Here is an 18,151-nt window from a genome sequence, read left to right on the forward strand (position 1 = left end):
CTTTTTCACGCCGCTCCCTCTCGGACTCGATATGCGGGAGACGCTAGCCGACTGGCGGCCGGCCATCGACGAAGCGATCGCCGACCTGGTTCCGCGCGAGATCGACGCCGACTACCTCGAATCGTTCTTCGGGTCCCCGACGTACGAGTACGATCCCCACGGCATCCAGCGCGCGCTAGCGACGCCGCTGTGGGATCTGCTCGACCGCGGCGGTAAACGGTGGCGTGCGATACTCTTCCTCGTCTTCGTCGAGGGGTTCGGCGAGGATCCGGCCGAGTATCTGCCCTACGCCTGCATTCCGGAGATCCTGCACAACGGGACGATCATCGTCGACGACGTCGAGGACGGGGCCACGATTCGACGCGGCGAACAGGCGCTTCACCGCCTCTACGGCCGTGATATCGCGCTCAACGCCGGCAACGCGATGTACTTCCTGCCGTTGAAGGTCATCAGCCGGAATCCGGCCGACCTCCCGGCCGATCGGCGACTGGCCGCCTACGAGATGCTGATGGACGAACTCAATCGCACCCACCTCGGCCAGGGGATGGACATCTGCTGGCACAACGAACGCGATGTCCGGATCAACACGGCACAGTATCTGGAGATGTGCGCGTGCAAGACCGGCTGTCTCGGCCGGATCGTGGCTCGCCTCGCCGCGATTATCACCGACCAGCCCGACGACATCGAGGCAGCGATCGCCGAGTACGCCGAACTGACCGCGGTCGCCTTCCAGATCGGCGACGACATTCTCGACGTCGAAAATTCGCTGGGACGGGCCGGCGAGTTCGGCAAGGAGTTCGGCAACGACATCCGCGAGGGGAAGAAGACCCTCATGGTCATCCACGCCATCGAGGCAAGCGAGCCGGAGCGCGCCCGACGGCTGCAGGCGATCCTCGAGGCCGACGACAATACCGACGAGGAGATCCTCGAGGCTCTGGAACTCTTCGAGGCCGCCGGCAGTATCGAGTACGCCCGCGAGCGCGCGCTCGAGTTGGCCGCCGATGCGCGCGCGGCGATCGACGGTGTGGACTTCGACGCGGAGACCACTCGGAAGCTCGAGGAGTTCACGGAGTTCGTCATCGAGCGCGACGAGTAGTCGCCCCGCGGGACTCGAACGATTCGTTCGCGCGGTCGCGGCGGGCGATAATTTGATTCTTCGAGTCGAGACGCGAGACAGTCACGAACGATGAACAGTAGGGCCAGATACTACAGTCTCGGTGTGGAACCCCGGGTATGGCCGACCACTCGAGGCGGGGCGAGACAGATCGCACGGACGCCGCGAGACCGTGGCCGATCCTCGTGGCCCTCGGACTCGTCGGCTCGGAGGTCGGCATCGTCGTCGATCTCGTCCCGATCGCCGTCGGCGGACTCGTCGTCTTCGCCGCGAGCGTCGCCGGCATCCTCGCGGACGCCAACTACGTGGACCGACCGCTCGCGTTCGCGGCCACGTTCGGCGCGGCGTTCGTCGTCGTCGGCGCGGTACTGGCCGCCCACGGCACCGGAACCCTGCCGATCGCCCCGCTCGAGCCCCTCACCGGTCTGGCGAGTCGCGGCGCGGCGCTCGTCGTCGCCGGCGTGGTAACGATCGGCGGGGCCGGCCTCGTGCGGTCCCGCCGAACCGAGCGCGGCCAGAGCCGGGGAATCGAATCGTGAATCGAAACCGTTCACCGAACGACTCGCTCGAGACACCACGAATCTAACAGCTACCGATGAGCCGACCTGCCTTCGACGCGGAAGTAGCGCTCGACCTCGCAGTCAACACGGTCCCCTTCCTGATCATGGCGTTCTTCGTCGCGGTCTTCGCGGTGTTCAACCCGTGGGGGTTCGATCCGCTCCAGTCGACGATTCAGTTCGCCGTTCTGCTGTCGACGATGGGAACGCTCGCGTTCGTGACCTACCTCGCGGCTCGAGTGATCGAAACTGACGACCGGACGCGATACGACACCGGCGAGCCCTGATTGCGGCCGAGAGTCGACCGTGGTCGCGGTCAGTTGATGATGAGCACGAACCCGGTCACCGCCATCATACCCGAAATTCCGACCAAGAGGAGCAAGAACAGTTCCTTTTCGGAGAGCCGGCGCTGCGGTGTCGGTCGATCGGACTCGGCCTTATCGGAGCTCATAGACGACCACTATCGGCAAGATACACGACAGACGGGCAAGAGCGTTTCCCAGCTTTGGTCAGCAGACGAGGAAGCGACCGGTGCCCTTGGGGAGCTACCGGGGCCATGCGGGGGTGTCACCGGTTCCATGCGGAGGTGCCACCGACCGAGACTCGGGCACGGAGTGAGTCGAGGTCCGCGCTGGCCGAAACGATGGAAGAACACACCGGGCGGTATCACCACTGCAGACGCGGTCTCCCTTGAAAACTACTGCGAGATCGTCGACGGCTCCCGATCGGTCCGCGCCCCAGAGCGGGGGGTGACGCAGTTTGAGCACCGAGCGGGACCGTCGATCCGATCGAACAGCCGTTCACCGCAATCAGGACAGTTTCCATCAGGATATCGAACCATACACCAATAAGACAAGAAAGGGGCTATATGTTTTGCGGCTCTGCCCCGTCGATAGGAGACACCGGAGAATACGCGTCTTGTGTCATCGACAGACTCCGTTTCAAATTTGTTAGTTGAAACGATAGTGTGTCCGTTCCATCAGTATCCGTCCGAGCGTGGGTTCGATCGTCGACCGGCCATCACCACAGCACAAACTCCACCATCCGGGACGATGTATCGGGAGCCGTGACCGACGATCGAACGATCGCCGGCAGGGAAGCCGTCGCCAGCCTCGGCCTCGCACTGGTCATCGCGACCGCCGCCTTCGGGGCGCTGCTCGGTGCGACCCTCCCCGACTACACCGGGCTCGAGACGATCACTATCGGGACGGTCGCGGTGGCCGTCTCGCCGCTCTCACTCGCCGCCTACGGTGCCGTCGCCGTCAGTCTTCTGCTGGTATCGCTCGGGGTCGTCGTCGGCATCCTCTCTCAGTTCGACGACGACGCCGTGTAGTCGTCGTCCCAGCCATTCCCCCGCTACCGGAATCGGTCCGTCAGACCGTCTCAGGCCAGCCCGATGTTCTCGCTGTACGCGCCGTACTGGTCCTCGAAAACCGCCATGATCTCGCCCATCGTCGCGTAGGCTTTCACCGCGTCGACGATGTACGGCATCGCGTTCTCACCGCGTTCGCTGGCCTCGCGCAGGGCCTCGAGCGCGTCCGCGACCGCCGCGTCGTCCCGGTCAGATTTCACGTCCTCGAGGCGGCCGAGCTGGCGTTCGGCCGTGGTCTCGTCGATCTGGAGGATGTCGGGACTGGTGTCCTCCTCGAGCGTGTACTCGTTGACGCCGACGACGACCTCCTCGCCGCGCTCGACGCGCTCCTGATACTCGTAGGAGGCGTCCTGAATCTCCCGGAGGAAGTAACCGTCCTCGATCCCCGTCAGGATGCCGTCGCGGACCGAGCCGTCGCCCATCGCCCGGATCTCCTCGATGTAGCGCATCGTCCGCTCTTCGATCTCGTTCGTGAGCGTCTCGACGGCGAAGGAGCCGCCCATCGGGTCGACGATGTCCGCCGCGCCGGACTCCTCGGCGATGATCTGTTGGGTTCGCAGCGCGACGCGGACCGCGTCCTCGCCCGGGAGCGCGAGCGCCTCGTCGAAGCTATTGGTGTGGAGCGACTGGGTACCCCCGAGGACGCCGGCCAGTGCCTGCATCGTCACTCGGGCGACGTTGTTCAGCGGCTGCTGGGCCGTCAGCGACTGGCCCGCCGTCTGGGTGTGGAACTTGAGCCGCTTTGACTCGTCGGCCTCGGCGTCGTACCACTCGTCCATCACCCGCGCGTAGATTCGCCGGGCCGCCCGGAACTTCGCGATCTCCTCGAAGAAGGAGTTGTGACAGTTAAAGAAAAAGGACAGTCGCGGCGCGAACTCGTCGATGTCGAGCCCGCGCTCGAGCGCATCCTCGGCGTAGCCGAAGCCGTCCGCGAGGGTGAAGGCGAGTTCCTGAACCGCCGTCGAGCCCGCCTCGCGGATGTGATAGCCCGACACCGAAATCGGGTGGAATTTCGGCGTCTCCCGCGTGCTGAACTCGAGGACGTCCGTCACGAGATCGAGCGACGGCTCCGGCGGAATCACCCACTCCTTCTGGGCGATGAACTCCTTGAACATGTCGTTCTGGAGGGTCCCGCGAAGCTCCGCGCGGGGAACGTCCCGCTGATCAGCCAGCGCGACGTACATCGCGTAGATCACCGGCGCGGAGGGGTTGATCGTAAAGGACGTGGAGATGTCCGCGAGGTCGATCCCGTCGAAGAGGATCTCCATGTCCCGGAGCGTGTCGACGGCGACCCCCTCCCGACCGATCTCGCCCTCGCTCATGGGGTCGTCCGAATCGAGTCCCATCAGCGACGGCATGTCGAACGCCACCGAGAGACCGGTCTGGCCCTCGTCGATCAGGTAGTGAAAGCGCTCGTTGGTCTCCTCGGCGGTGCCGAATCCGGCGAACTGGCGCATCGTCCACGTCCGCCCGCGGTACATCGTCGGGTACGGGCCTCGAGTGTAGGGTTCCTCGCCCGGGAACCCCAGATCCTCGAGATAGTCGAGTTCCGAGACGTCTTCGGGGGTATAGAGCCGATCCACCTCGTGGTTCGAAACCGTCGCGAACCGGTCCTTCCGCTCGCCGTGGCGCTCGAGAACCGGATCGAGCGACTCCGTTTCCCATCGTCGGCCTTCCTCGCGGATCTCCTCGAGATCCTCGTCGTCGTACATGATCGTAATATTTGCCGACGGCGCAATGAAGGTTCGGGAAGGACGGATCGGCGTGCGAAACGAATCGAAGAGAGAAACGGGTCGGTGGGAGAGACGGCCAGTGTTCGGGGACCGCCACGAGTCGATTTGACGGGAGAAGGGGCCGATCGTCAGACGACCGCTGGCTCCGACCGGCAGCGTCCGACGAGTGTAAGACACCGTCGCGAACGGCGGGCTACCGACGGCGTTACTCCGTTTCCCTGCCGTCACCGCCCTCGGACTGCAGCCGCTTCGTCGTCTGAACCAGCGGATGGCGGGCATAGTCGACGACATCGATGTCGTCGATCCGCTCGAGGCCCTCCTTTTCGGCCGTGCGTGCCATCCCCAGATCGATTTCGGTGTCGACGACGATAACGTAGGCGTCCATCTCGTCGATTCCAAGCCGGTCAGCCGCGAGCACGCGGTGGTGGCCGTCCGCCAGCAGGAGGGTGCCGTCGTTGTCGATAACGACCAGCGGCTCGGCCAGCCCCCGCTCGAGTTCGTAGCGTCTGCCCTCGAGTTCGTCGGCGTAGACCCGTCCCTGCGTGGGCGTCAGGTCCGAGAGCGGAACGGTCCGACGCTCCTCCGCCAAGTCGATCTCGTGGATCTGCTCGAGGGTTCGCATCAGCTTGCCGACCTTCTCGGGGGTCGCGCGCTCGATCTGACTGCGGATGACATCCGCGTTGGAGATGATTCCCACCAGATTGCCCGCGTCGTCGACGACGGGGAGTTTCTGGATGCCCGAGCGGAGGATGACTCGAGCAGCGTCATTGATCTTCATGTCGGGGTGGGCGACCAGCAGATCGGTCGCCATAACCTTGAAGATCAGGTCGTCGTCCCCGGCGAGCAGCAGGTCGCGAGCGCTGATGAAGCCCTCGACGCGACGTCGCTCGCAGACCGGAAAGCCGCTGTGCTCCTCGCTCTCGGCGATCCGCGTCGCGACCTCGCTGACGGTCTCGTCCGGCGACACCGTCGCCACGTCGCGCGTCATATACTCTTTGACCTTGGGTTTCGTCCGGTCCGACACGACATCCATACACGGAGACACGAGAGCCGCGCGCAAAAGTACTGGTACTGACGCCGCCCGCCGAATTTCTACTCTCGGCCCTCGACACCGCTCACGCCGACTCGCCGCCTTCCGGCTCGCCTCGCTGGGTGAACAGCCACTCGCTTGTCTGCGTGTAGGCGCCCACCGGGACCCCGGGTCGCGTCTGGATCGCCTCGAAGAACCGGTTCGTGATCACCTCCTCGACCACGCTGACGATCGATTCGACCTCCACTTCGTGGTCGGCGCTGCCCAGAATCCCGATCTCGAGTTGCGCGCCGGCCATGTCCGCGTGGCCGCCGGCGCTGCCGATCCGATCGAACCCGTCCCGGAGCGTTTCGCCGAGGTCGACGTCGGCGGCTCGCGAGCGGGCCGACAGGAACACCATCTCGTCGTCGAACCCGAACACGAGCGTCGTCTCGACGCCTTCCATCGCGAGCAGCTGATCGGCCGCCTGAGGTAACGCGTCCCGATCCCCGATCCGCCCGACGCTGGCGACGGCCACCGAATCGCGCTGGACGCGGTTCTTGATCGCCCGCGCGATCGTCTCGAGGGTTTCGCCCTCGAGCGAGGGCTGTTCAATCTGGCGCAGGATCGACGTATCGACGTGGGGAGACAGGGTGGAGGCGGCCCTGAAGTCGGCGGGCGAGACTTGCCGCGTGAAATCGTTCGTGTCGACTCGGATGCCGTACAACAGCGCCGTCGCCGTCGAGGGGTCGAACGCGAGATCGAAGCGATCGACGTACTCCGTCAGGACGGTGCTGGTCGCACCCGCACCCTCTCGGAGGTCGACGAACTCGCCGGGGACCGGCCCGCGCGGCGGATGGTGGTCAATGACGATATCGACGTGGAGGTCCGTCGGAAGCTGATCGTTGACGCCGGGACGGGAGTGATCGACCAGCGCGAACGCCGAATACTCCGCGAGGGAGTCGTCGGGAGCCATGTTTCGCAGATCCAACTCGAGCAAGTTGACCATGGCCCGGTTCTCCTGGTGGGAGATGTCGCCGAAGTAGCAGGCGTCGGCAGTGACGCCGACGGACTCGGCGACGCCGACGAGCGCGACCGCGCTCGCGATCGCGTCCGGGTCCGGATTGTCGTGGGCCACGACCGCCAGCCGACCGTCGATCCGCCCCAATTGCTCCCGGAGTTCGATCGCCGCTTCGGCGGACGGGCTCGCCGTCCCGTCGACCGCGCGGTCGGCCATCGCGTCCGTGGGATCGATGATCCGATCCGCGCGGGCCGCAAACCAGTCGCGGTCGGCGGCCGTCGCGTTACCGCCCAGATAGGCCACGATCATGGTATCGGGAAATCGCTCGCGCGCGGCCTCGAGCGCGGCCCGATTGACGTCGGTTCGGTCGCTCCCAACGAAGATCACGTCCGGCGTGTCGACGTTCGCGATAGTGTCGGGATCGGCCGGATCCGCGCTCCGAGACGGTACGCTCTCGTCGCGCAACGTCTCGACGACGCTCTCGTCGTTGGTGATGACGAGCATGCGGCCGTCGCGCTCGGCGACCTGATCGGTCACCTGACGGCAGACGGTTCCGCAGCCGAGCACGAGCCGAAAAACCATTTGCCGCGGCTTGCAACCCCGAGGGCTAAAAGCTACCGGGTCTCCCGTCGGGCGACTACGCGATGACCGCGGCCGCCGCCTCGGTCGCAGCGTCGGCGATCGGGTCGAACGCCGGCAGGATGAGAACTGTGATCACTGCGGCGACGATGATCGCCGCGTAGAGCCCGGTCGGCTGGGCGAGTCGATCCCGATCGACGATCGGGTCCTCGATCCAGAGCACCTTGACCAGCCGCGAGTAGTAGTACAGCGAGAGCGCGCTGTTGACGACGAGCGCAGCGGCGACGAGGAGCAGTGCCGTGTTGTCCGCGGCCGCCTCGATCGTCGCGGTGTACAGGAGGTACTTGCTCCAGAAGCCGCCGAACAGCGGGATGCCCGCGAGGCTGAACATGAAGACCGCCATCGCGGCGCAGGCGAACGGCGCCTGTTTCGCGAGGCCGCTGTAGTCCTCGAAGGTGCGGCCGACGCCCCAGTACTCCGCCAAGCCGACGAACAGGAACGCCCCCGTGTTCATGAAGCCATAGACCAGCAGGTGCATCATGGCCGCGCCCATGACTCGTTCGCCGGCCCCGGTCGAGAGGGCCGCCAATCCGATCAGCACGTAGCCGGCGTGACCGATCGAGGAGTAGGCGAGCATCCGCTTGACGTTCTCCTGGGTCGCCGCCGCGAAGTTTCCGACCGTCATCGTGACGATCGCGAGGATAACGAACGCCCACGTCCAGTCGACGCCGATGACGGCGGTCGTCGCCTCGAGCGGGAACGCCGTCGTGAACACGCGGAAGGCGAGCACGAAGCCGGCGGCCTTCGAGGCCGAGGAAAGGAACGCCGAGATCGGTGCTGGCGCGCCCTCGTAGGCTTCGGGTGCCCAGAAGTGGAAGGGAACGCTCGCGGTCTTGAACGCGATCCCGCCGATCAGCATGAGGATACCCAGTCCGAGCAGGCCGCCCATCTCGCCGGCATCACCGAGGTTGGCCGCGATCGCCTCGAGTTGCAGCGAGCCGGTCGCGCCGTAGACCAGCGAGACGCCGTAGACGAAGATCGCCGACGAGAGCGCCCCGATCAGGAAGTACTTCAGGCCCGCTTCGATGCTGCCGCGGTTGTCCTTCAAGATCGCGACGAGCGCGTACGACGGCAGGCTCGTCAGCTCGAGCGCGATGAAGATCGTCACGAGACTGTTCGACGCGGCCATCATCGACATCCCGGTCGCCGCGAGGATGATCAGCGAGTAGTACTCGGCCTGATAGGTGTGATCTCGCAGGTAATCGTAGCTCGCCACCGTGACGAGGGCGGTGACGACCGCGATGATAATCATGAAGTACAGCGCCAGCTGATCGACGACGAACTGGCCGTCCATGATATCGATGACGCCGTAGTTGTCGATCCCGGTCGCCCCGACGCCGGCGGCGGTGAACCAGACGGCGACGGCCAGCGACGACAGCGAGCCGGCGACGGCGGTGCCGGCGAGCAGCGTCCGGTTCGTCGAGCGCGGGTTGATGCTGTCGAACAGGAACAAGACGAGCGCCGTCCCCGCCAGGATCAGTGCCGGTGCGAGCGCGGTCCACTCGGGAAGTTCGAGGACCGCCATCAGAGATCACCTCCCTGGACGATCGGATCGATTGCGTCGGTTATCATATCGAAGATCAGGTCGGGGGCCACGCCGAGGGCGATGATGAGTCCCAGCAGGACGACCATCGACGCGACGTCGTGGACCGGTGCGCGGCCGACCTCGTAGTCGGTCTCGAGTTGATACGGGCCGAACACCGTCCGCTGGAGCGCGAATAGCAGGTAGCCCGCGACGAGGACGATGCCGAACATCGCGAGCGACGTGAAAACGGCCGAGTACTCGAGCAGTTCGGAGCCGAAAGAGCCGAAGAAGATGAAGTATTCCGCGGCGAAGCCGCTCATCAGCGGCAATCCCATGTAGCCGAAGGCACCGGCGATGAGGATGCCGACCGCGATCGGCATCCGGTCGGCCATCCCGGACATGTCGGTGACCATGCGAGTGTGTGTCGCATTGTAGATGACGCCGACGGCCATGAACATCAGCCCGGAGATCAGGCCGTGGGAGACCATCTGGAACGTCGCCCCGCCGACCCCGAACTGGGTGTACGCGACCAGGCCGAGGATGACGTAGCCCATCGACGAGACGGAGGAGTAGGCGACGATCCGCTTCAGGTCCGTCTGGGCCAGTGCGAGCATCGCGCCGTAGATGACGCTGATCACGGCGATCGCAGCGATCGGGACCGCGTAGATCTCGACTTGCTCCGGGAACATCGTGAAGTTGAATCGGAGCAGGGCGTAGGTTCCCATCTTCAGCAGAACGCCAGCCAGCAGTATCGAGGCCGGTGTCGGCGCTTCCACGTGGGCGTCGGGCAGCCACGTGTGGAACGGCACGATCGGAACTTTCACCGCGAAACCGAGGAACATCGCGACGAAGACGACCGAGGCGAGCGCCGTCCCGCCGAGGCCGAAGAGCCCCTCGGGACCGCCCTCGAGCATCGCCGTCGCGATTTCGGGCAGCGCGAAGGAGGTGACCGAGTCACCGAGCCCGAAGACGAGCGCGATGAACGCACCGAACATCACCAGCGACGCCACGTTCGTGTAGACGAAGAACTTGATCGCGGCGTACTTCCGGCGCGGGCCGCCCCAGATCCCGATCAGCAGGTACATCGGGATCAGGACCGCCTCCCAGAAGACGAACCAGAGGAAGAAGTCGAGCGCGGTGAAGACGCCGAGCAGCATCGCCTCGATGAAGAGGATAAGCCCGTAAAACTGGGACTCGCGCTCGTCGATCGGCGTCCACGAACTCACGATCGCCAGCGTACAGAGGATCGTCGTCAGGACGACCAGCGGCATGCTGATCCCGTCGACGCCAACGAACCACGAGATCGACCGTCCGCCGATCTCGAGCCACGCCGCCTGCGATTCGAACGCCAGTTCCCCGTCGAGCAGGGCGTTCCCGCTCCCGTCAAAGGCGGCGAACAGCCACAGGGACAGAGCCGCCGGCACGAGGCTGATGGCGAAGGCGAGTTTGCCGGCGATGCGATTCGGCGCGACGAACGTCACCAGCGCGCCGATCAGTGCGACTGCGATCAGTGTTTCGATCATCATGCGAACCACCCTCCGAGATAGCCGAGGACGAGTAGTAAGCCGATGAACCCGCCCACCAACAGCGCCGCGTAGTTAGTCACGATACCCGTCTGGAGCCGTTTCATCCGATCGCTGCCGAACAGACTGATCGTCGAGGTCCCGTTGACGACCCCGTCGATGACGGTCTGGTCGAACCGATCGGCCGCTCGAGCCAGTTGGAGCGTGAAGCCTTCGGCGAGCCAGACCTGGTACTCGTCTTGGTAGTAGTTGCTCTTGAGGACGCGGTACGCGCCGCCGAGCTTCTGCGTGTGACGCGACGGTTCGGGGACGTTGTACAGCGTGTGTGCCGTGAACGCGCCAGCCAGCGCGAGGCCGAGCGACAGGCCAGCGCTCAACAGCATGGTCGTCGTCTCGGAGCCGACGTAGCTCTCCTCGAAGGCCACCGTCTCGTGGTAGGCGTGGTAGGTCAGCCCCTCGATGGAGCCGTACTCGCCGTCGAGCCAGAACTCGAGATAGGTGATATTGACGTCGAGCAGGTTCGCGACGGGCGCGAGGTTCGCGAAGCCGACGACGGCCGCGAGCGTCCCGAGTACGAGCAGCGGGACCTTGACGGCCCAGCCGACCGCGTGAGGCTCCTCAGCCGTCTCGGAGCGGGGCTCGCCGTGGAAGGTCAGGAAGACCATCCGGAAGGTGTAGAAGCCGGTGAAGAAGACGGCGAGCAGTCCCATCGCGTAGGCCGCGAGGATGACCGGCTCCGCCAGGCCGACTGCCAATGCGTCGAACAGCACCTCGTCTTTCGACCAGAAGCCCGAGAAGGGGACGATCCCCGCGAGCGCGAGCGCGCCAGCGAGGAAGGTGTAGTAGACGACGGGCGCTTTGTCCTTCAGCCCGCCCATCTCCCACATGTCCTGTTCGTGGTGCATGAGGATGATGACAGCACCGGCACCGAGGAACAGGAGCGCCTTGAAGAAGGCGTGGTTCATGAGGTGGAAGACCCCGGCGACGTAGCCACCGACGCCCAGTCCGAGCATCATATAGCCGTACTGGCTGATCGTCGAGTACGCCAGCACCTGCTTGATGTCGTCTTTGACGACGGCCATCGTCGCGGCGAACAAGGCGGTGAAGCCGCCGACGAAGGCGATGATCGCCAGCGCGGTCGGGGAAAGCGCGTAGTATCCGAACATGCGAGCGACCAGATAGACGCCAGCCGCGACCATCGTCGCTGCGTGAATGAGCGCGGAGACGGTCGTCGGGCCCTCCATGGCGTCGGGCAGCCAGGTGTGGAAGGGGAACTGCGCGGACTTGCCCAGCACCCCGCCGAGCACGAGCAGTCCGGTGATCGTCACCCAGGTCTCGGCGTCGAAGCCGAACAGCGTCGCGCCGTCGTCGATCGCCGTCTCGGCGGCGGTGACGAACGACTCCTCGCCGGCGAAGCCGACCGTGCCGAACGTCGCGGCGATGGCGACGACCCCGACCAGGAAGAAGTAGTCACCGAAGCGGGTGACCAGGAACGCCTTCTTCGCGGCCGAGGGGGCCGATTCCGTGCGGAACCAGAACCCGATCAGCAGGTACGAGCAGAGCCCGACGAGCTCGAAGAACATGAACGCCATCAGCAGGTTGTCCGCGAAGACAAACGCGAGCATGCTGAAGGTAAAGAGGCCGAGTTCGGCGTAGTACCGCCGGAGCCCGGTCTCCCCTTCGGCGTTCATATACCCGAGACTGAAGACGTGGACGAGCAAGGCGACGAGCGAGACGATCACCAGCATGAGCGCCGAGAGCGGATCGATCAGGATCCCGAACGTGAAAGCAATCTCCTCGGCACCGGTCGCGCTCGCGGCCGCGCCGGCCGTCCACTCGTACAGCGTCGCCTGATGGACGTCGCCGCCCGCGACGGCTGCGAACATGACGAGCGACACGACGAGCGAGCCCGCCGTCGCGATGATGCCCGCGAACGCGCCCTTCTTCGGCATGTACTTCCCGAAGACGAGCGTGACCGCGAAGGCCACGAGCGGGAACACTGCGATCGCCGGTGCGAATCCGAACGGATCTGTTGCTATTGCGGCCATCTTACCACCTCATGGTCGTCGGAACCGTGACGTCGACGTCACGGAAGTTACGGTACAACACCAGAATGATCCCGAGTCCGACGGCTACCTCGGCGGCGGCGAGCGCCATCGTAAAGAGCGCGAACAACTGCCCCGTGAGGTTGCCGTGATAGAACGCGAACGCGATCAAATTGATATTCGCCGCGTTCAACATGAGTTCGACGGACATCAGGAACAACAGTGCGTTGCGACGCGTCAGCACGCCGAAGAGACCGATACAGAACACTGCCATCGACAGCAGCACGTAGTACTGCACGTCGACGGTCATCGATCTGCACCTCCCGTCTCGGCTGAGCCGGCGTCAGCGCCACCGTCGGCGACGGCCGGCTCCGGTCCCGTCTCGCTGCTCGAGGCCTCGCCGGTGCTCGAGAGCGCGGCGACGGGCTCGCCCTCTTCTTCGCGTTTCGCGAGGACGAGCGAGGCGTCGAGCGCGGCGTCGAGTGCGATCGCGACGAGCAAGACGGCGGCGAGGAACGGTTCCGTGCCGCCGATTTCTTGTAGCGAGTCGAAGCCGAACAGCGCGTAGCCGAGTTCGGCCGTGATCGAGACGTCGTCGGGGAAGCCGGCCCCCGCGGCCTGGGTCATCGGCTCGAAGGCCGTGTTCAGCGTGATGAGCGCCATCACGCCGAATAGACCGACAGCGAGCAACCCCGGAACCAGCGTCTTGCCGAGTCGAAGTTTCGGACCGGTCGTCATGCCTGTACCACCTCGTCTGCGTCGGCGTCGTCGCGCTCGGTCAGCATGACGGCGAACGTGATGAGGACGAGGACCCCGCCCACGTAGACGAGGATCTGCATCATGGCGACGAATTCGGCCGCCAGCATCACGTAGTGGACCGCCACGCTGAGCAACGCTACGCCAAGCAGGAGCGCCGAATGCCACGGGTCCTGCATGAGCACGACACCCACCGCGCTGGCCAGCGTCACGATGGCGAACAGCGCGAACGCGATCAGCTCGTAGTTCATGGTTGTTGATAGTGCCCGTTTGCGGGACGGGCGGACCCGTTACTGGTAGTCGACCTCCCCCTCACCCTCGCCGACCCACGCGCCCCGGTCGGGTTCGCGTGCGGCGAGCGGGTCGATGTCCTTGTACCACGGTACCGCTTTCAGCTGCTCTTTGTTGTAGACGAAATCGTGTTTCGTGTCCGCGGTGAACTCGAAGTTCTCCGTGAGCAGGATGGCGTCGACGGGACAGACCTCCTCGCAGAGCCGGCAGTAGATGCACTGCCCGATGTGGAGGTTGTACTGTTCACCGTTTCGCTGGTCGTCCATCACGATCTGAATCGTGTCGTTCGGACAGACGTTCTCGCACTGGCGACACCAGATACACCGTTCCTGACTGAACTTGTGAACGCCCCGAAAGCGCGGCGAAACGTCGGGTGCGGTCTCCGGGTACTCCACCGTAAAGGTGGAGCCGTCCAATGCGTGCTTCATTGTCGTTGCCATCGATTTGAGTATCCCGATCATGCTAGCAGCCCCACGATTACCGCGGTCAGGACGAGATTGGCGAAAGAGAGGACCAACAGCCCCTTCCAGCCGATCTCGATCAGTTGGTCGATCCGAACGCGTGGCACCGCCGAACGAAGCCACTGCGTGGCGAAGAACACCGCCCAGATCTTGATGAGGAACCAGACGATGCCCGGGAGGATCGGTCCGGCGGGTCCACCGAGGAAGATCGTCGCGATGATCGCGCCGCCGAGGAAGATGTGGAGGAACTCCCCGAGGTAGATCAGCACGAAGTAGACCGAGGAGTACTCGGTCTGGTAGCCAGCGACGATCTCGGTCGGTGCCTCCGGCGTGTCGAAGGGATTACGGCCGACTTCCGCGAAGTTCGCGACGAGGAACAGGACGAACGCGAAGGGGTTGACGAACGCGTACCACGTCGGAATCGATATCCCGGCGATCTCGATCAGCGTCTCGTGTTGGGCCGCGACGATTTCGCCCATCTGCAGCGTGCCGGCGAAGATCACGACCGACATCCCGGTGACGACCAGCGGGATCTCGTAGGCGATGTTCTGTGCCACCGCCCGGAGTCCCCCGATCAGGGAGTACTTGTTCGCCGACGCGTAGCCGGCCATCACCAGTCCGAGGCTCGCGATTCCCGAGATCGCGAAGACGTACGCGAGTCCGACTTCGGGGTCCGCGAGTTGGATCCCGTTGCCCATCGGAATGACGGCAAAGCCAAGCAGGGCCGAGGAGACGACGACGATCGGCGCGAGATCCCACGCTGGTCGATCCGCGTTCTCGGGAACGATCAACTCCTTCGAGAGCATCCGAACGGCGTCGGCGATGATGATCCCGATTCCGGCGGGACCGATCTGATTGATCGAGATTCGATCCGTGAAGGAGGCGGTAATCTTCCGCTTCGCCCACGGGCCAGCGAGGGCGGTCATCGTGAGCATCAGGGAGCCGACGAATATCGCCCCGACGAGGGTCGCCAGCAGTTCGCCGGCGAGCCCGAACTGGTCGAGCCCCGTCAGGTTCCCCAACCGCTCGGGAAGCAAGACCGTATCCTGCAGCGGGACGGACGCCACGCCGGACATCTTACCGGTCCACCTCCCCGAGCACGATATCGAGGCTGCCCAGCGACGCGATCAGGTCGGGAACGTACTCGCCTTCAGACATCTCGGGCAGCGCCGAGAGGTTGTGAAAGCACGGACTCCGGATCTTGAACCGGCCCGGCTTGTCCGTCCCGTCCGAGCGAATGTAAATGCCGAGTTCGCCCTTCGCCCCTTCGACGGCGCGATACACCTCCGTGTCCGCGTCGGGTTTCAGCGTCCGCGGGACGTTGCTCTGGACCGTCCGCTCGTCTTCGGGCCAGTCCTCGAGCAGGTCGACACACTGCTCGATGATCTTCGCGGACTCCTCGACCTCCTGCATCCGCACGAGGACGCGACTGTAGTTGTCGCAGCCGTCCTCGGTGACGACGTCCCACTCGAGGTTCTCGTAGTAGCCGTAGGGGTCGTCGCGACGGAGGTCGTAATCGATGCCCGAGCCCCGCGCGACTGGACCCGTACAGCCGTACTGTTTGGCGACCTCTGGCTCGAGAATACCGGTGTCGTGGCACCGTATCTGGAAGATTTCGTTGCCGGTCAGCAGGTCGTTGTACTCGTCGACCTTCGCGGGGAGCCCGTCGAGGAAGTCTCGCGTCTTCTCGAAGAACTCCTCGCGTGGTTCCGGAAGGTCCCAGGCGACCCCTCCCAGTCGGAAGTAGTTGAACATGAGCCGCTGGCCGGTCAGGTCCTCGAGGATGTCCTGAATGACCTCGCGGTCGCGCATGCCGTATTGGAAGATGGCGGTGAAGTCGCCGTAGACGTCCAGCGCAAACGTGGCCAGCGCGAGCATGTGCGCGGCGATCCGGCACATCTCGGCGCTCATCGTCCGGATGACCTGGGCGTACTCGGGGACCTCGATATCCGCGAGGTCCTCGGCCGTGCGCGCGTAGGCCCACTCGTTGAGCAGGCCCGCCGAGACGTAGTCCCAGCGGTCCGGGTAGGGCATGATCTGGTGACGATAGGTCCCCTGCTGGCACATCTGTTCCTCGCAGCGGTGCAGATAGCCGATGTCAGGGTCGACGTCGACGACCGTTTCGCCGTCTAGCACCGTCTCGATGTGGAGCACGCCGTGGGTCGCCGGGTGGTGTGGACCGATGTTGAGGAACATCGTATCCGACTCGTCGTCGTGGTGGTCCGGCTGGACCGGGTTGGCGTGTTCCGAGAGAGTCACCAGCTGCGGTTTCTCCTGATCGTAGTCCCGCCCCAGCGGATGGCCCTGCCAGGTTTCGGGCAGGAGGATCCGACGCGGATCGGGGTGGCCCTCGTAGTCGATGCCGACGAGGTCGAAGGCTTCCCGCTCGTGCCAGTCGGCCGTCCGGAAGACCGGTTCGGCGGTCTGACTGACCGGGTTATCGGTGGTCGTCGGGACGACGATCGAGACCTCCTGGGTCGGATCCGCATACTTCCGGAGGTGGTAGATCGATTCGTACCGATCGGCGTACTCCTGTGCGGTGAGATTTGCGAGGTGATCGAACCCCGCCTCGTCCCGGAGGTCGCTCAGGACGCTCTGGACGTCGTCCGGCCGGATGACGAATCCCGGCGCGTTCAGGTGATCGTCGCGTGCGAGCGCGCGGTCACCGATCAGCGCCGCGAGGTCGTCTTCCGACACCTCGACCGGCGGCTGCTGTCCTCGCTCGAGTCCCGTGCTCATGGCGAATCAGCCCAGTTGTAGCGCATGACGAGGTCGTCCTCGTCGATCTCGCTTGCCAGTTTCTGGACGAGTTCGTCCTCCGGCAGGTCCCCGAACTCCTCGAGTTCGTACGGTTTGACGACGACTGGTGTCGACTCGCCGTTGCGGATCCGCTCCTGGAGTTTGACGATGCCGTAGACGAGGGCCTCCGGCCGTGGCGGGCAGCCGGGGACGTGGATGTCGATGGGAATTATCTCCTCGGCACCCTTGACGACGTTGTAGCCCTCCTGGAAGGGGCCGCCGGAGATGGTACACGAGCCCATGCCGACCACGAACTTGGGTTCGGGCATCTGGTCGTAGACCCGCTTCATTCGGGGGCCGAACTTCGAGACGATCGTCCCCGGAACGATCATCACGTCGGCCTGCCGCGGCGAGGCGCGGGGAACGCCGGCTCCGAAGCGATCCAGATCGTGTTTGATCGCGTACGTGTGCATCATCTCGATGCTGCAGCACGCGATTCCGAACTGGAGCATGAACATGGAGTTGCCCCGCACCCAGTTCATGAACTTGTCGAACTTCGTGAGGATAAACGGAGTCGAACCGAAGGCCTCGCGAAGTTTGGAGTTGAAGCGGTCGTCGGCACCCTCACCGATCCGCGAGTCGCGGGTGTCCGACGACGGTGCGGTGCTGTCGTAGATTTGCTGGCGTGGTTGTTCGCTACTCATTGTCTGTCAGTTTCCAGCTGGCGAGCGGTCTGTGCCCACTGTACTGCGCCGTTGCGCCATGCCCACGCGAGTCCGACGAGCAGGATGGCGACGAACAACAGCATCGGCCCGAGCGCACTGACGAGCGAGATTTCCTCCGCCGCGAGCGCATCCTGATAGGCGACCGCCCACGGGAACAGGAGGACGGCCTCGATATCGAAGATGACGAACAGAAGCGCAACCATGTAGTACTGAATATTGAACCGGATGCGCGTTCCGCCGGTCGGAATCTCGCCACTCTCGTAGGTGGCGCGTTTGCTCGTTTCGGGCACGGTGGGTCGCAGGAGGTACGATACCGCCATCATGCTGAACGGTATCAGTACTCCGACGAGTGCCAGCGCCCCGATAGCGATCCAATCATTCATCTCGGTAACGTTCGAGGCTTCAAACCGCACGCACATAAGGGTTGATTCTTCGTTTTTCGGGGAAACACGGGCCAGAGAGGGGGTTCAGAGCGAATAGATCCTCGTAAATAATCACCTTATACTATATATAGCTATGTGTAGAGTGAACGGATCGGTAATACAGCATTACTCGAGGCCGAAATCGACCACGACGCGCCGCGTACGGCGGTGATTTCTGCCATACAGCCGAGTGTCGCTCGACTGGAAGCACGACCGGGA

Annotated in this window: 19 protein-coding genes; 4 read left to right on the forward strand and 15 right to left on the reverse strand. The window is 64.4% G+C overall.

Annotation, left to right across the window (positions count from 1 at the left end):
* The first annotated feature begins 31 nt into the window (after positions 1-31).
* From CP556_RS02770 to CP556_RS02780, 3 genes are all read left to right on the forward strand, one after another.
* Complete coding sequence (locus tag CP556_RS02770; protein WP_098724226.1) at positions 32-1,096, forward strand: polyprenyl synthetase family protein; 1,065 nt, start codon at positions 32-34, stop codon at positions 1,094-1,096.
* A 137-nt stretch (positions 1,097-1,233) separates the two neighbouring features.
* Positions 1,234-1,653: a DUF7541 family protein gene (locus CP556_RS02775; RefSeq protein ID WP_098724227.1), complete on the forward strand. Its 420-nt coding sequence runs from the start codon at positions 1,234-1,236 to the stop codon at positions 1,651-1,653.
* A gap of 56 nt (positions 1,654-1,709) precedes the next feature.
* Positions 1,710-1,958 carry a DUF6684 family protein gene (locus CP556_RS02780; protein ID WP_098724228.1) on the forward strand — a complete coding sequence of 83 codons (249 nt, stop codon included), beginning with the start codon at positions 1,710-1,712 and terminating at the stop codon, positions 1,956-1,958.
* 29 nt (positions 1,959-1,987) lie between these two features.
* Here CP556_RS02780 and CP556_RS26525 read toward each other — a convergent pair whose 3' ends face one another.
* The gene (locus CP556_RS26525) at positions 1,988-2,122 is read right to left on the reverse strand and encodes a hypothetical protein (RefSeq protein ID WP_255291393.1); all 135 of its coding nucleotides are present in this window, start codon (positions 2,120-2,122) and stop codon (positions 1,988-1,990) included.
* Between the two features lie 615 nt (positions 2,123-2,737).
* Here CP556_RS26525 and CP556_RS02785 point away from each other — a divergent pair.
* Positions 2,738-3,004 (forward strand): DUF7520 family protein, encoded by a 267-nt coding sequence (locus CP556_RS02785; protein WP_098724229.1) that lies wholly within the window; start codon positions 2,738-2,740, stop codon positions 3,002-3,004.
* Positions 3,005-3,054: 50 nt separating this feature from the next.
* Here CP556_RS02785 and CP556_RS02790 read toward each other — a convergent pair whose 3' ends face one another.
* The 14 genes from CP556_RS02790 to CP556_RS02855 form a co-directional block, all read right to left on the reverse strand.
* Positions 3,055-4,755 (reverse strand): methylmalonyl-CoA mutase family protein, encoded by a 1,701-nt coding sequence (locus CP556_RS02790; RefSeq protein WP_098724230.1) that lies wholly within the window; start codon positions 4,753-4,755, stop codon positions 3,055-3,057.
* 226 nt (positions 4,756-4,981) lie between these two features.
* A complete protein-coding gene (locus tag CP556_RS02795; protein WP_098724231.1) occupies positions 4,982-5,809 on the reverse strand; it encodes a CBS domain-containing protein in 828 nt (275 codons plus the stop codon).
* Positions 5,810-5,891: 82 nt separating this feature from the next.
* On the reverse strand, positions 5,892-7,388 hold the full coding sequence (locus CP556_RS02800; RefSeq protein WP_098724232.1) for a DHH family phosphoesterase: 1,497 nt from the start codon (positions 7,386-7,388) through the stop codon (positions 5,892-5,894).
* 55 nt (positions 7,389-7,443) lie between these two features.
* A complete protein-coding gene (locus CP556_RS02805; protein ID WP_098724233.1) occupies positions 7,444-8,970 on the reverse strand; it encodes an NADH-quinone oxidoreductase subunit N in 1,527 nt (508 codons plus the stop codon).
* Positions 8,970-10,496, reverse strand: a complete 1,527-nt coding sequence (locus CP556_RS02810; RefSeq protein ID WP_098724234.1) for a complex I subunit 4 family protein — start codon at positions 10,494-10,496, stop codon at positions 8,970-8,972. The genes CP556_RS02805 and CP556_RS02810 overlap by 1 nt, the downstream gene beginning before the upstream one ends.
* Positions 10,493-12,541 (reverse strand): NADH-quinone oxidoreductase subunit L, encoded by a 2,049-nt coding sequence (gene nuoL / locus CP556_RS02815; protein WP_098724235.1) that lies wholly within the window; start codon positions 12,539-12,541, stop codon positions 10,493-10,495. The genes CP556_RS02810 and nuoL overlap by 4 nt, the downstream gene beginning before the upstream one ends.
* A gap of 1 nt (position 12,542) precedes the next feature.
* The gene (gene nuoK, locus CP556_RS02820; RefSeq protein WP_006181260.1) at positions 12,543-12,848 is read right to left on the reverse strand and encodes an NADH-quinone oxidoreductase subunit NuoK; all 306 of its coding nucleotides are present in this window, start codon (positions 12,846-12,848) and stop codon (positions 12,543-12,545) included.
* The gene (locus CP556_RS02825; RefSeq protein ID WP_098724236.1) at positions 12,845-13,276 is read right to left on the reverse strand and encodes a hypothetical protein; all 432 of its coding nucleotides are present in this window, start codon (positions 13,274-13,276) and stop codon (positions 12,845-12,847) included. Before CP556_RS02825 ends, nuoK begins: the two co-directional genes overlap by 4 nt.
* Positions 13,273-13,545 carry an NADH-quinone oxidoreductase subunit J gene (locus CP556_RS02830; RefSeq protein ID WP_098724237.1) on the reverse strand — a complete coding sequence of 91 codons (273 nt, stop codon included), beginning with the start codon at positions 13,543-13,545 and terminating at the stop codon, positions 13,273-13,275. The genes CP556_RS02825 and CP556_RS02830 overlap by 4 nt, the downstream gene beginning before the upstream one ends.
* 39 nt (positions 13,546-13,584) lie before the next feature.
* On the reverse strand, positions 13,585-14,046 hold the full coding sequence (locus tag CP556_RS02835) for a NuoI/complex I 23 kDa subunit family protein (protein WP_098724238.1): 462 nt from the start codon (positions 14,044-14,046) through the stop codon (positions 13,585-13,587).
* Positions 14,043-15,122: a complex I subunit 1/NuoH family protein gene (locus CP556_RS02840; RefSeq protein ID WP_098724239.1), complete on the reverse strand. Its 1,080-nt coding sequence runs from the start codon at positions 15,120-15,122 to the stop codon at positions 14,043-14,045. The genes CP556_RS02835 and CP556_RS02840 overlap by 4 nt, the downstream gene beginning before the upstream one ends.
* Position 15,123: 1 nt before the next feature.
* Entirely contained in the window at positions 15,124-16,785 is a 1,662-nt protein-coding gene (locus CP556_RS02845) for an NADH-quinone oxidoreductase subunit D (protein ID WP_098724240.1), read from the reverse strand.
* Complete coding sequence (locus tag CP556_RS02850) at positions 16,782-17,489, reverse strand: NADH-quinone oxidoreductase subunit B (protein WP_098724241.1); 708 nt, start codon at positions 17,487-17,489, stop codon at positions 16,782-16,784. The genes CP556_RS02845 and CP556_RS02850 overlap by 4 nt, the downstream gene beginning before the upstream one ends.
* Positions 17,486-17,893: an NADH-quinone oxidoreductase subunit A gene (locus CP556_RS02855; RefSeq protein ID WP_098727262.1), complete on the reverse strand. Its 408-nt coding sequence runs from the start codon at positions 17,891-17,893 to the stop codon at positions 17,486-17,488. The genes CP556_RS02850 and CP556_RS02855 overlap by 4 nt, the downstream gene beginning before the upstream one ends.
* Positions 17,894-18,151: the final 258 nt, after the last annotated feature.

This window comes from Natrinema sp. CBA1119, assembly GCF_002572525.1.
Classification (GTDB): Archaea; Halobacteriota; Halobacteria; order Halobacteriales; family Natrialbaceae; genus Natrinema.

Coding starts and splice junctions, on each gene's coding strand:
- CP556_RS02770 (WP_098724226.1), top strand. CDS start 32: ATGCGGGAGACGCTAGCCGACTGGCGGCCGGCCATCGACGAAGCGATC.
- CP556_RS02775 (WP_098724227.1), top strand. CDS start 1,234: ATGGCCGACCACTCGAGGCGGGGCGAGACAGATCGCACGGACGCCGCG.
- CP556_RS02780 (WP_098724228.1), top strand. CDS start 1,710: ATGAGCCGACCTGCCTTCGACGCGGAAGTAGCGCTCGACCTCGCAGTC.
- CP556_RS26525 (WP_255291393.1), bottom strand. CDS start 2,122: ATGAGCTCCGATAAGGCCGAGTCCGATCGACCGACACCGCAGCGCCGG.
- CP556_RS02790 (WP_098724230.1), bottom strand. CDS start 4,755: ATGTACGACGACGAGGATCTCGAGGAGATCCGCGAGGAAGGCCGACGA.
- CP556_RS02795 (WP_098724231.1), bottom strand. CDS start 5,809: ATGGATGTCGTGTCGGACCGGACGAAACCCAAGGTCAAAGAGTATATG.
- CP556_RS02800 (WP_098724232.1), bottom strand. CDS start 7,388: ATGGTTTTTCGGCTCGTGCTCGGCTGCGGAACCGTCTGCCGTCAGGTG.
- CP556_RS02805 (WP_098724233.1), bottom strand. CDS start 8,970: ATGGCGGTCCTCGAACTTCCCGAGTGGACCGCGCTCGCACCGGCACTG.
- CP556_RS02810 (WP_098724234.1), bottom strand. CDS start 10,496: ATGATGATCGAAACACTGATCGCAGTCGCACTGATCGGCGCGCTGGTG.
- nuoL (WP_098724235.1), bottom strand. CDS start 12,541: ATGGCCGCAATAGCAACAGATCCGTTCGGATTCGCACCGGCGATCGCA.
- nuoK (WP_006181260.1), bottom strand. CDS start 12,848: ATGACCGTCGACGTGCAGTACTACGTGCTGCTGTCGATGGCAGTGTTC.
- CP556_RS02825 (WP_098724236.1), bottom strand. CDS start 13,276: ATGACGACCGGTCCGAAACTTCGACTCGGCAAGACGCTGGTTCCGGGG.
- CP556_RS02830 (WP_098724237.1), bottom strand. CDS start 13,545: ATGAACTACGAGCTGATCGCGTTCGCGCTGTTCGCCATCGTGACGCTG.
- CP556_RS02835 (WP_098724238.1), bottom strand. CDS start 14,046: ATGATCGGGATACTCAAATCGATGGCAACGACAATGAAGCACGCATTG.
- CP556_RS02840 (WP_098724239.1), bottom strand. CDS start 15,122: ATGTCCGGCGTGGCGTCCGTCCCGCTGCAGGATACGGTCTTGCTTCCC.
- CP556_RS02845 (WP_098724240.1), bottom strand. CDS start 16,785: ATGAGCACGGGACTCGAGCGAGGACAGCAGCCGCCGGTCGAGGTGTCG.
- CP556_RS02850 (WP_098724241.1), bottom strand. CDS start 17,489: ATGAGTAGCGAACAACCACGCCAGCAAATCTACGACAGCACCGCACCG.
- CP556_RS02855 (WP_098727262.1), bottom strand. CDS start 17,893: ATGAATGATTGGATCGCTATCGGGGCGCTGGCACTCGTCGGAGTACTG.